Origin of the sequence: Chitinophaga sp. W3I9 (assembly GCF_050434025.1) — a bacterium.
GTDB lineage: Bacteria > Bacteroidota > Bacteroidia > Chitinophagales > Chitinophagaceae > Chitinophaga.
Map to the genome: position 1 here is coordinate 2418207 of NZ_JBNPWC010000001.1, position 11884 is coordinate 2430090.

Consider the following 11884-nt stretch of genomic DNA (forward strand, 5'->3'; position numbering starts at 1 on the left):
AGCTGACTGCCAAAAAGGTGGTATCAGGTGTTCTCTTCTTCAAAAAAGTGTTCCTCAGACAGTTTCTTGGAGAGGGCGCTATCCTTTCGTATAGCCTTGATGGATAGGCGTACCGCAAAGATGAGGGTGATCACGGAGGCTCCCATGAGGAAGATGTTATTACCGAGAAAAAGGAAAAAATCGAATGTTCCGTGAAAGAAAATGGCAACCAGGAGTGCCTGGAATAGCAGCGAACTGCTTTTCTGCGGTACAAATTTAGCCATGCCGGCATAATACCCCATTAGTACTGCAAAGGCACCGTGGGCGGGTACGGAGAGGAACATGCGGGCGATCCCGGTGCCTACGCCGAACCTGCTTACATACGCAATATTCTCCAGCGTAGCGAAGCCCATCCCGATCATTACTGCGTATACAATACCATCCAGGGGTTCGTTGAATGCTTTTTTGGGGTAGGCGAACAGCAGCAGTACGAGGAATTTGGCCAGTTCTTCCGAGAGGCCTACTACGCCGTATGCGAATGCGGCGGTTCCCAGGAGGGTACCATTATTTTCGCGGAGGCCCAGTTCCACAGCGAGACCCTGCACTGCCAGCGGCAGTGCTACGCAGAGCATGCCGAGCAGGAAACTTTTTACCAGGAGGCTGGTAGGTTCCCGGTCGTATTTGTCCACCAGGTAAATGAAAAGACAGATAGCAAAACCCGGCGCCACCGCCAATGCCAATAGCATCATGGGAGGATATTTTTTTGTTGCTTGCGTTGCAGCAGGTAATTATTCAGCATGTCAACAGTGTAACTGCTAAGATTGTTTGTTTTTGTAATGCCTCCTTTTTGTGCGGCGAGGGTGCCGTACCTGATATCCTGGAAGCCCTGGATGCTGTGGGCATCGGGATCTATGGAGATGAGCACCTTTTTTTCCAGTGCATAATGCAGCCAGGTCCAGTCGATATCCAGCCGGCGTGGGTGCGCGTTGAGTTCTACTACCACGTTATTGGCGGCGCATGCATCTATGATGGCTTTATGATCTACGGGGTAGCCGTTGCGGCTCAGGAGCAGGCGGCCGGTCATATGCCCGAGGATAGTAGTGTATGGGTTTTCGATGGCTTTCAGCAAGCGGGCCATTGCTTTGTCTTCTGTCATTTTGAGATTGGAATGCACCGATGCAATTACGAGGTCGAATTTTGCCAGGATTTCATCCGGGTAATCCAATGATCCATCGTTGAGGATATCGGACTCTATGCTTTTAAAAATGCGGAATGGCGCCAGTTTTTTATTCAGTTCATCAATCTCTGCGTGTTGTGCTAAGATCCTTTCTATATGCAGGCCGTTGGCATAGAAAGCGGAGCGGGAGTGATCGCTGATCACGAGGTATTCGAAGCCTTGTGTTTTAGCGGCGATGGCCATTTCTTCCAGGGAGGATTCGCCGTCGCTCCAGTTGCTGTGGGAGTGGATAATACCTTTGATATCTGCGGCGACGATGGGTTCCGGCAGTTGACGGTTGCGGGCCAGCGTTAATTCGTTGATGCCTTCCCGTAGGAAAGGGGGTATATAGTCCATTCCTGCAGCGCTGAAGATAGCTTCTTCCGAGGCGGCGTTGTGAAGGAATGCGGCGCCGCCTGCGGCGTTGAATTTATCGATAAACGCTGGTGAGCCGGTGGTAGTAAATAAGGTAGCCGCGAAGTTATCAGCAGTACAGCTATGTGTTATTACTTTGAGTTTTTCGTTCAGCTGCCATACCAGGTTACCGGCATTGGCGGCGGTGAGTGAAAAACCGGGGAGGGCGGCGAGTTGCTGTTGTACTATCTCCACCGGGGCGGCGATGAGTAGTTCTATTTCATCGATGATGATGCTGTTGCGGCGAAACGCGCCGGTGAGCGAAACCGCGGCGGGGGCCAGGAGCTGTTGCAGTTGTTTTTCCAGTTCGTGCCCGGTGGTAGCCACTTCCGCGAAGAGGAAGCGGTGGCGGTTAGAGAGATAGAATTCGATGTTCTGGCGAACGCTTTCCTGTGTTTTAGCGCCGAAGCCTTTGAGGAGCATGAGGCGGTTTTCGTTGCAGGCATAGAGGAGTTCGCCCATGGATTCTATTTCCAGCTCTTTCCAGATGGTGGCGATTTTTTTAGGTCCCAGGCCTTTGATCTTCATGATTTCGAGGATGCCGGCGGGGGTAATTTCTATGTAGTGGTTCAGGAGGGAGCATTGTTGGGTATCCAGCATTTCGAGGATATTTTTCCCGGTGGATTCTCCGATGCCTTTTATCCGGAATATTTCATCGCGGGGGGTATCTTTCAGTGGACTGGGCAGCTTTTCTATGGTGAATGCTGCGCTGGCGAAGGATTTGGCTTTGAAACTGTTTTCTCCGTGGATGTCCATCAGTTTGGACAGGAGGGAGAAGTTATCTGAGATTGAATAATTATCCATGCCGTAAAAATACGGAGTTACGCGGAAATTGTGGAGGGGGGATATGTTGGGGAATGGGCATAAAAAAAGATCCCGGCATAGATGCCAGGATCCTTATAACTACATTTTGTAATTCCGATCTTAGTTAGCCGGAGCTGGAGGAACTGTTGGTGCAGCAGCAGGTGCTTTTTTAGGAGCAGCTTTCTTCTTTGCAACAGCTTTCTTAGCAGGAGCGGCTTTCTTAGCAGCAGCTTTCTTTTTAGGAGCGGCTTTCTTAGCAGCAGCTTTTTTAGGAGCGGCTTTCTTAGCAGCAGCTTTCTTTTTAGGAGCAGCTTTCTTAGCAGCAGCTTTTTTAGGAGCGGCTTTCTTAGCAGCAGCTTTCTTTTTAGGAGCAGCTTTCTTAGCAGCAGCTTTTTTAGGAGCGGCTTTCTTAGCAGCAGCTTTCTTTTTAGGAGCAGCTTTCTTAGCGGCGGCTTTTTTAGGAGCAGCTTTTTTAGCAGCAGCTTTCTTAGGAGCAGCAGCTTTCTTTTTAGGTGCAGCTTTCTTAGCAGCCGCTTTTTTAATTGTTGCCATTGTTTTTTGAATTTGGGTTAGTAAAAAAATTGGGTATTAAAAAAAACTTTATGGCTAACACTGATTAGGCTTCCGCCTGAGCAGTGGTATCAAATGCTTTAACAGAAACGTAAGTCTTGTTTTCGCGACCTTTTCTGAATTCCACTACACCGTCTGCTACTGCGAAAATGGTAAAATCTTTACCAACGCCTACGTTTTGACCGGGATGATAAACCGTACCTCTCTGACGAACGATAATGTTGCCGGAGATAGCTGGCTGACCACCGAAGATTTTTACTCCCAGCCTTTTGCTGTGGGAGTCACGGCCGTTTTTTACACTACCTTCACCTTTTTTATGTGCCATTGTATTACTACTTTAAACTTGTCTAATAAATAAGTTTAGCTTAACAGGATTAAGCTATTTCATTGATTTTGATTCTTGTAAAGTGGGTACGGTGTCCAACTTTCTTTCTGAAGCCTTTTCTTCTCTTCATCTTGAAAGCGATGACTTTGTCACCCTGAACATGAGCCAGAATCTCTGCTTTTACTACTGATTTTACATCAGTGCCTACGGACAGCGCACCAGCATTATCTGTTAACAGTACATCGGAAAACTCCACCTTGTCTCCAATATTTCCTTGTAACTGCTGTACAAAAATTTCCTGGTCTTTTTGTACTTTAAATTGCTGACCTGCGATTTTTACAACTGCAAACATAATTATCCAAAATATAATTTCCGCAAAAGTAACCTTTTGTTTTCTAATAGACAAAGTTTTTCGGTCTTTTTTAAATCACCATGTATAAACACATATGAAGGACCGCCTAAAGCTTAATCTTTTCAAAGATACATACTTTCTTGAATTTTAAATTATTTTAACAAATAATGATTTCCGGCGCCTGACCGCTATATGCACATTTTTATGCTATTTCGGGATCATTTAAAAACAGCTATCTTGCTGTGCAAACCAACGCAATTTTGTATACTTTTGTCGTTTACACGAATAAAAACAGATAGGATGAGGATATTTATTTACCTGCTTATTTAATTGCCAGAGTGGAGTATTTCTTCCGGAACTCCCTAAAAATCAGTGCAATTAAATCTCCAGATAAATAAATATGCTCAGCTTTAGTCTCTCAATTATAAAACAACAGGCATGAAGTTTAAATCACTGCTGGCCAAACCATTTGCTTCTATCGTACATAATAAGATAAAGAAGGAAATGTTAAGGGCGGTAGAAGATCAGGATAATATCCTGCAGGAGCTCTTGAAGACAGGCAGAAAGACGGAATTCGGAACAGATCACAAGTTTAGCGGGGTACAAACCCACGAAGAATTTAAACAGGCTGTGCCTTTGCGGGATTATGAGCAGTTTAAGCCTTATATTGAAAAAATCAAGGAAGGCAAACAAAATGTACTGTGGAAAGGGCAGCCGATTTACCTGGCTAAGACCTCCGGAACAACCAGTGGCGTTAAATATATCCCCATCTCCAAAGAATCTGTTAACAATCATATAGATACTGCGCGTAATGCGTTACTGAACTATATGGGGGAAACGGGCAGTACGGCCTTTGCCGATGGTAAAATGATTTTTTTATCCGGTTCGCCGGAGCTCGAAAGGGTGGGAGGCATTCCTACCGGCCGGTTGAGCGGTATTGTAAACCATCATATTCCCCGGTACCTGCGTACCAACCAGCTGCCATCGTATGAAACCAATTGTATAGATGACTGGGAAACGAAGCTGGACAAGATTGTGGAAGAAACCATTAACCAGGATATGACGCTGATCAGCGGCATACCGCCATGGGTACAGATGTATTTCGACCGCCTGATGGAGCGCAGCAATGGTAAAAAGATCAGGGAAATATTTAAGAATTTTGACGTGATGGTATACGGCGGGGTGAATTTTGAGCCTTACCGTTCCAAGCTGATGGCATCTATAGGTGCGCCGATTCACACAGTGGAAACGTTTCCTGCCTCTGAAGGCTTTTTTGCTTTCCAGGACTCGCAGGAGCGGGAAGGTTTGCTGCTGAACACCAATTCAGGGATCTTTTATGAGTTTATCCCCGCACAGGAAATTTTTAATGAGCATCCTACGCGACTGTCGCTCAAAGATGTACAAACCGGTGTAAATTACGCGATGGTGATCAACAACAACGCTGGATTATGGGGGTATAACCTCGGAGACACGGTAAAATTTGTTTCCACTAATCCGTATCGTTTGCTGGTAACCGGCCGTATCAAGCATTTTATTTCTGCGTTCGGGGAGCACGTGATAGGAGAAGAAGTGGAACACAGCCTGATGAAGGCGGCAGCGGAGGAAAATGTGCAGATCACAGAGTTTACGGTGGCCCCGATGGTGCAAACCAGTGGTGAACTGCCTTACCACGAATGGTTTGTAGAGTTTGAGAATATGCCGGCCAACATGGAGGCATTTTCCAGAAAAGTAGATGAAAACATGCGTCAGAAGAATATTTATTACGATGATCTGCTGACCGGTAATATTTTGCAACCCCTGAAGATAAGGACTGTACGTAAGCAGGGCTTTATCGATTATATGAAAGCCATTGGAAAACTGGGAGGTCAGAACAAAGTACCTCGTTTGAGTAACGACAGAAAGCTGGCAGATGAGCTGGCAGCGTATTTACAAAAATAACCGGCGATTCAGGGCGGGACGGCTGTCAGGCTATTTTACCGGCAGCTGATTCTTCATTTTTTGTTAACTGTAAAAACGTAAATCACCGTAATGAATAAACGAAAGATTGCCATTTTCGGATCAACCGGATCCATTGGCATACAGGCACTGGAGGTGATCGCTGCGCACCCCGACAGGTTTAGTGTAGAAGTATTGACTGCACAGCAAAATGCTGACCTGCTGATTGAGCAGGCGCTGAAATTCAAGCCTAATGCGGTAGTGATAGGCAGTGAAGCAAAGTACAAACAGGTAAAAGATGTATTATTTGATAAAGGCATCAAAGTATTTGCCGGTCCGAAAGCGATGGTGGAAGTAGCCGCCTGGAGTTCGATTGACATGGTACTGGCCGCCATCATGGGTTTTGCCGGTCTGGCGCCTACATTATCTGCTATTGAACAGGGCACCCCGGTGGCATTGGCCAACAAGGAAACCCTGGTAGTAGCCGGTGATATTGTAATGGCTACCGCCCGCAGGAAAAATGTACCCATCATACCGGTGGATTCTGAACATTCCGCCATTTTCCAATGCTTGCTGGGAGAGCCTTTCAGCAAGGTGGAAAAGGTAATCCTCACCGCTTCCGGCGGACCTTTCCTCGGTAAAAAGCCGAACTTCCTCATCAATGTAAAAAAAGACCATGCCCTGCAGCATCCAAACTGGAGCATGGGCGCTAAAATAACCATTGATTCCGCCACCCTGATGAATAAAGGGCTGGAGATGATTGAAGCACGCTGGCTGTTTGGCCTGGCGCCGGAAAACATTGAAGTGGTGATACACGCGCAATCTATCATTCATTCGATGGTGCAGTTTGTGGATGGTTCCCTGAAAGCACAGATGGGGTTACCGGATATGAAACTGCCTATCCAGTATGCGCTGGGATATCCCGACAGGCTGGCCAATGATTTCCCCCGTTTCTCTTTCCGTAATTATCCTACGCTTACTTTTGAGCAGCCGGACACCAAAACTTTCCGTAACCTGGCCATTGCTATTGAGGCGATGCACAAAGGCGGAAACGCTGCGTGTGTAATGAATGCCGCCAACGAGGAAGTGGTGAATGCTTTCCTGAAAAACAGGATAGGTTTCCTGCAGATGACGGAAGTAATTGAGGAAACGCTGGGTAAAATACCGTTTATTGAAACCCCCACCCTGCACGATTATTATGAATGCGATAATGCCGCACGTGAACACGCTGCATCCCTTATCAATTCTATCGTTATATAAATTGCCAGTAAAAATTAACAAAGAGTTTTGCCGGAATATGTATTAAAACTGATATATTAGGCAGATTAAAGCAGAAACAATTAAATGACTACAGAGGTAATATTGGTGAAAGCCGGACAGTTGTTACTGTCACTTTCTATTTTGGTAGTGTTGCATGAGTTAGGCCATTTTATCCCGGCCAAGTTGTTCAAAACCAGGGTGGAAAAATTCTATTTGTTCTTTGATCCATGGTTTTCCCTCTTCAAGATAAAGAAGGGTGAAACAGAATATGGTATCGGCTGGCTGCCGTTGGGAGGGTATGTAAAGATATCCGGGATGATAGATGAAAGTATGGACAAAGAGCAGCTGGCAAAGCCCCCGCAGCCGTGGGAGTTCCGTGCCAAGCCGGCGTGGCAGCGTTTGATCATTATGATCGGCGGCGTTACCGTTAATATTGTTCTTGCGTTCTTTATTTATGCGATGATCTTATGGCATTGGGGTGAAACCTACCTGCCTACTTCTGCCGCAAAATATGGCGTGGTAACAGATTCCCTGGCCCGCAGCATCGGTATGAAGGACGGTGATAAGATCGTTACCATTGATCACCATCACGTGGAAGCCTTTGAGGCGATCCCCGGAGATGTAATTCTTTCGGAAGCCAAAAGTATCCAGGTAGAACGCGATGGTAAAACCCTTGATCTTCCTATTCCGGCTGGCTTTACCAGGCAGCTGCTGAAGCAGAAAGCGCCTTTTGCCATGCCCCGTCTTCCTTATATCGCCGACAGTACTCTTCCGGGATCTGCGGCCGCAAAGGTAGGTGTGAAGAGCGGCGACCAGCTTATTGCGATCAATGGAGCACCGTATCTGTACTATCATGAGTTTGCAACGGAGATCAGGAAGCACAAGAATGAAAATGTGATTGTGACCCTGGTTCGTGGCAAGGACACGTTGAACCTGGCTGCAAAGCTGAGTGAGAAAGGTACATTTGGTGTTTATCCAAGAGATCCTTTTGAGTATAAAGTAAAGAAGTATACTTTCCTGGAATCTATCCCGGCCGGTTTTCACAAGAGCGTCGACAAACTCGTAAAATACGTGCAGCAGCTTCGCCTGATCTTTGTTTCCAAAGAAGTGAAGGTGAGTGAGTCGCTGGGAGGATTTATGTCTATTGCCAAACTGTTCCCTGATGCCTGGGACTGGCAGATGTTTTGGGAGATGACTGCATTTTTATCCATTATCCTGGCATTCATGAATATCCTGCCTATTCCGGCGCTGGATGGTGGCCATGTGCTTTTCCTGTTGTACGAGATTATTACAGGCCGCAAGCCGAGCGAGAAGTTCCTGGAGTACGCGCAGATTGCAGGTATGCTGATCCTGTTTAGTTTGCTGTTGTTTGCAAACGGGCTGGATGTGTGGAGAAACCTGCTGAGTGGATTATTTTAAAAATATTACTGGCATTTGATTGTGATGAATGATCAAATGCCAGTTTTTTATAGTATCTTTGTAAACTGTTTTACAGGGGGATGCCTGGTTTTGACAGCATAGATCTTTGAGAGTGTAAGCATGCCGTGCGTTGGATAATTAGCACGATAATCTGAATATTCAAACTCTAATTGGCGAATCTAACTACGCCATGGCTGCCTAATTATAAATTAGACACCCATTATAGCCGCTTGAAGTTGTCGCCTTATGCGACTTCCGCCGCCGAATCATAAACCCATAGGGATAGGTATTCATGGTTTCTGTGAGTGAATACTGAAGCTACAACGGATAAGGAGATGGTTGGTTTGTTACGCCCCTGCCAGATCCCGACAAAACAATGCGTAAATAAGCATGTAGAAAGCTTTCGGCGAATATGTTTGGACGCGGGTTCGATTCCCGCCATCTCCACAAATAATTTTAGGCCTCTGGGTAACCAGAGGCTTTTTTTATGTGCCTTTCAATAGTATTCTTATTGATTGCAATAACTAATAGTTTTTTGGTCGTGTTTTTTACAGTAATGGCAGGTTTTGTATCCTGCTTTTTTATTGCCCCTTATAAAATAAGTAATCCAATTTGCTTCATCTGAACCAGCGTCCCGGCGGAGATAAATTAAAAAAATTTCAAGCTACTTGAGCAGGACCTATGTTCACCGATAGAAACAGTTAGTGCGTTCGAACGCATTGAGGATTTTTCAACGCCTTCCGGTCGCTATCAGGCCCAAAGAAGAAGAGGTTGCTCAATCTTGTTGAGACAGCCTCTTCTATTTACATCTGATTAATTTCAACTGGTAACGTTGAAACTATCATCGTATTCCACAGTCCCCTCCGGTATCGCTCCTGTAAATGAATGTATTTGGAAATATTCAGCAGGAGCATGCTTGTACTGCAAACGGGCATCACTCCTGAATCCGAACCGGCCATAATAGGAAGGCTCGCCAAGCACCACACAGCCGGCTGCATCCAACTCCCGCAATGCGTCAATGGCGGCCCTGATCAGGCCGGACCCCACGCCAGATCCTTGCCTGGAAGGGATTACCGATACGGGCCCCAGTCCAAACCAGCCTTCGCTTCCTGAAGAAATGGTTACTGGCGATATAGCAATATGTCCTATCAATACTCCCTCCTCTTCTGCTACCAGAGAAAGGGTCAGCCGGCCATTTGCGCGCAGGGCTTTTATGATGAATGATTCCGTTCCACTGCTATATGCTGCTGAGGCAAACGCAGCCTTCGTTACCTGATCGATAGCTCCGATATCAGAAGGCTCTTCCCTTCTGAAAGTATAATTGTATTTGTGCATTTCTGATAGAATTAAATAAATAGAAGATACTCCCGCTGCCGAAGGCACAGGAGCTATGAATAGATTACCAGCTGAAGATGTAATTACCTGGACGGTAATTACTGTAATACAATATCCAACATACGCTCAGATTAAAGAAAAGTGGAAATCCATGTGAAAATAAAGAAAACTATGATACGTACTTCATAACGGGCATGCATATTTTTATGTTACCCATAAACAGCTGTATGAAAAGGAAATATAGAAAAGAAGATGGTCCCCCTGCACTTACTAATCCAGTATCAAATATACAGGCGCATTTAGTTCGCCTTTAAGATTTACCATCTGCCCCGGTACCCTTTCTCCTAAATATTATCTTTTCATATACAGGTACAAAAACTCGATTTATTTTTATATTCTTGTGTACCATACCAATCACATGACGCAGTACCGGCAACAAACTGATGCAGATTTGATAATGTTCCTGCGCGAGGATAAGGGAGATGCTTTTACTGAAATTTACGACCGCTACTGGAAGAAATTACTGGCCATTGCATATAATCATTGCAGGGATAAAGTAATTGCAGAAGAAATTGTGCAGGAAGTCTTTATCGGCCTCTGGAACAGGCGGAAAGAGCTTTATATCGATAATGTAAATGCCTATCTCGCTACTGCAGTGAGGCTATCTGTGTTTAAACAATATGTGCGGCAGAAACGGAGGGATGAGATAAAAGAACAGGCCGCCGATCCCATAATCACCACCTGGGATGAAGAAAAGATCTACACCAGATTCTTGCAGCAACACATTAATGGAATAGTGGAAGTTTTACCGGAGAAATGCCGCCTGGTGTTTAAACTAAGCAGGGAAGAAGGACTAAGTATACCAGAAGTAGCCCAAAGATTGGGTATTGCCGAGAAAACGGCCGAAGCACATCTTACTAAAGCATTGAAAGTACTGAAAGTTAAATTGAATCGCCCTTATTTATGGGTGATCATAATCGTTAAAATGTTCCTTTCTTAATTTCTTCAAAAAAAATCCTCCGCTCACTAAGGGTAAAGATCAGCCTTATGGTACTTATCTGTATAAGGATAAAATTTATACATTGAAGGACAATATATATTACCTGATCGAAAAATACCTTGCCGGCACGATTACACCGGCAGAAGAAGAGCAGTTAATGGCCTGGTACCAGGATCATAATCAAACCGATGTTGAATGGCCGGCAGAAAATGCGGATGAAGAAGAACAGGTACGTTTGCGTATGCTCCTGCGCCTGAATCAGCAAATCAATAATCCTGCAACCAAACCAGGTACTACCAGGCGGCTTTGGTACTACCTGTCTGCTGCTGCATCTGTACTGCTCATCCTGGGATTGACCACCTATTTTTACTACCCGCAGATCCACCGTTCAACCCACCCTGCTGCTATTGCCGGGGATATTAAAGACATTGGTCCCGGGGGAAACAAAGCAATATTAACATTAGCTAACGGTGATAAGATAGTGCTGGAAGAGGCTAAAAACGGGCTCATATCCCAACAGGGCAATGCCTCAGTAAATAAGACCGGCAGCGGCAGCCTGATTTATAACCAGGAGGCGGCTGGTAGCTCCGCTGCCTCCATCGTTTACAATACCCTGAGTACACCCTATGGCGGCCAGTATCAGATGACATTGCAGGATGGCACCAAAGTGTGGCTCAACGCAGGTTCATCACTGCGTTTCCCCGCGTCATTTCCCGGAAATGAAAGGAATGTAACACTTACCGGCGAGGCATATTTCGAAGTGGCTAAAGACAAAGCCAGGCCATTTTTTGTAACGGTAAATGCAGGATCGGGAGCACCTATGACCGTAAGGGTATTGGGAACACATTTTAATATTAACGCTTACCCTGATGACCAGCACAATATTGTTACGCTGCTTGAAGGTGCCGTAAAAGTAGATTGCGGTGGGGCAAATGCCTTGCTGGCTCCTGGTAAGGAAGCAATATTAAACAGGACTTCCGGCAAGATCAATATAAAAGAGGGAGATACAGAAGGAGCTATTGCATGGAAAAATGGCTACTTCTTATTTGAGAATGAAAAGGTGGAAAGCATCATGCGGCAAATCAGCCGCTGGTATAATGTAGAAATTACCTACCAGGGCGACGTGTCAGGAAAAGCCATTGGCGGTAGTTTATCGCGGTCAAAAAATGTTTCTGAAGTATTAAATATGCTGGAATTAACAGGTACCGTACACTTTAAAATAAACGGAAGGAGGATCACAGTTATGCCATAAAAAAATATCTGCAAACAGGGCGC

At 45.4% G+C, this 11884-nt stretch carries 11 protein-coding genes and 1 other RNA gene; 6 read left to right on the forward strand and 6 right to left on the reverse strand.

The window, feature by feature from the left end; all coding sequences use genetic code 11:
- Window positions 1-23: 23 nt before the first annotated feature.
- The 5 genes from QFZ51_RS10235 to rplU all read right to left on the reverse strand — a co-directional run bounded on the left by QFZ51_RS10235 (window position 24) and on the right by rplU (window position 3660).
- Window positions 24-728, reverse strand: coding sequence for a PrsW family intramembrane metalloprotease (locus tag QFZ51_RS10235; RefSeq protein ID WP_370909810.1), 705 nt, complete (start codon window positions 726-728; stop codon window positions 24-26).
- A complete protein-coding gene (locus QFZ51_RS10240; RefSeq protein WP_429045552.1) occupies window positions 725-2413 on the reverse strand; it encodes a helix-hairpin-helix domain-containing protein in 1689 nt (562 codons plus the stop codon). Before QFZ51_RS10240 ends, QFZ51_RS10235 begins: the two co-directional genes overlap by 4 nt.
- A 120-nt stretch (window positions 2414-2533) precedes the next feature.
- Window positions 2534-2965: a hypothetical protein gene (locus tag QFZ51_RS10245; protein ID WP_209863763.1), complete on the reverse strand. Its 432-nt coding sequence runs from the start codon at window positions 2963-2965 to the stop codon at window positions 2534-2536.
- A 64-nt stretch (window positions 2966-3029) separates the two neighbouring features.
- Window positions 3030-3308 carry a 50S ribosomal protein L27 gene (gene rpmA / locus QFZ51_RS10250; protein ID WP_079468897.1) on the reverse strand — a complete coding sequence of 93 codons (279 nt, stop codon included), beginning with the start codon at window positions 3306-3308 and terminating at the stop codon, window positions 3030-3032.
- Window positions 3309-3357: 49 nt separating this feature from the next.
- Complete coding sequence (gene rplU / locus QFZ51_RS10255; protein WP_079470010.1) at window positions 3358-3660, reverse strand: 50S ribosomal protein L21; 303 nt, start codon at window positions 3658-3660, stop codon at window positions 3358-3360.
- A gap of 438 nt (window positions 3661-4098) precedes the next feature.
- Here rplU and QFZ51_RS10260 point away from each other — a divergent pair, with 438 nt between their 5' ends.
- From QFZ51_RS10260 to ssrA, 4 genes are all read left to right on the forward strand, one after another.
- A complete protein-coding gene (locus QFZ51_RS10260; protein WP_429045555.1) occupies window positions 4099-5598 on the forward strand; it encodes a GH3 auxin-responsive promoter family protein in 1500 nt (499 codons plus the stop codon).
- A 90-nt stretch (window positions 5599-5688) separates the two neighbouring features.
- Window positions 5689-6855, forward strand: coding sequence for a 1-deoxy-D-xylulose-5-phosphate reductoisomerase (locus QFZ51_RS10265; protein ID WP_370909813.1), 1167 nt, complete (start codon window positions 5689-5691; stop codon window positions 6853-6855).
- Between the two features lie 84 nt (window positions 6856-6939).
- Entirely contained in the window at window positions 6940-8274 is a 1335-nt protein-coding gene (gene rseP, locus QFZ51_RS10270) for an RIP metalloprotease RseP (protein ID WP_429045557.1), read from the forward strand.
- Between the two features lie 76 nt (window positions 8275-8350).
- Window positions 8351-8724: a transfer-messenger RNA gene (gene ssrA / locus QFZ51_RS10275) on the forward strand.
- 369 nt (window positions 8725-9093) lie between these two features.
- On the opposite strand, the gene QFZ51_RS10280 is transcribed toward ssrA, so the two are convergent.
- Window positions 9094-9609: a GNAT family N-acetyltransferase gene (locus QFZ51_RS10280; RefSeq protein ID WP_429045559.1), complete on the reverse strand. Its 516-nt coding sequence runs from the start codon at window positions 9607-9609 to the stop codon at window positions 9094-9096.
- Window positions 9610-10027: 418 nt separating this feature from the next.
- Between QFZ51_RS10280 and QFZ51_RS10285 the strand changes: the two genes are divergently transcribed.
- Window positions 10028-10609 (forward strand): RNA polymerase sigma-70 factor, encoded by a 582-nt coding sequence (locus tag QFZ51_RS10285; RefSeq protein ID WP_429045561.1) that lies wholly within the window; start codon window positions 10028-10030, stop codon window positions 10607-10609.
- 82 nt (window positions 10610-10691) lie between these two features.
- On the forward strand, window positions 10692-11861 hold the full coding sequence (locus tag QFZ51_RS10290) for a FecR family protein (RefSeq protein WP_429045563.1): 1170 nt from the start codon (window positions 10692-10694) through the stop codon (window positions 11859-11861).
- The last annotated feature ends 23 nt before the right edge of the window (window positions 11862-11884 follow it).

Coding starts and splice junctions, on each gene's coding strand:
- QFZ51_RS10235 (WP_370909810.1), bottom strand. CDS start 728: ATGATGCTATTGGCATTGGCGGTGGCGCCGGGTTTTGCTATCTGTCTT.
- QFZ51_RS10240 (WP_429045552.1), bottom strand. CDS start 2,413: ATGGATAATTATTCAATCTCAGATAACTTCTCCCTCCTGTCCAAACTG.
- QFZ51_RS10245 (WP_209863763.1), bottom strand. CDS start 2,965: ATGGCAACAATTAAAAAAGCGGCTGCTAAGAAAGCTGCACCTAAAAAG.
- rpmA (WP_079468897.1), bottom strand. CDS start 3,308: ATGGCACATAAAAAAGGTGAAGGTAGTGTAAAAAACGGCCGTGACTCC.
- rplU (WP_079470010.1), bottom strand. CDS start 3,660: ATGTTTGCAGTTGTAAAAATCGCAGGTCAGCAATTTAAAGTACAAAAA.
- QFZ51_RS10260 (WP_429045555.1), top strand. CDS start 4,099: ATGAAGTTTAAATCACTGCTGGCCAAACCATTTGCTTCTATCGTACAT.
- QFZ51_RS10265 (WP_370909813.1), top strand. CDS start 5,689: ATGAATAAACGAAAGATTGCCATTTTCGGATCAACCGGATCCATTGGC.
- rseP (WP_429045557.1), top strand. CDS start 6,940: ATGACTACAGAGGTAATATTGGTGAAAGCCGGACAGTTGTTACTGTCA.
- QFZ51_RS10280 (WP_429045559.1), bottom strand. CDS start 9,609: ATGCACAAATACAATTATACTTTCAGAAGGGAAGAGCCTTCTGATATC.
- QFZ51_RS10285 (WP_429045561.1), top strand. CDS start 10,028: ATGACGCAGTACCGGCAACAAACTGATGCAGATTTGATAATGTTCCTG.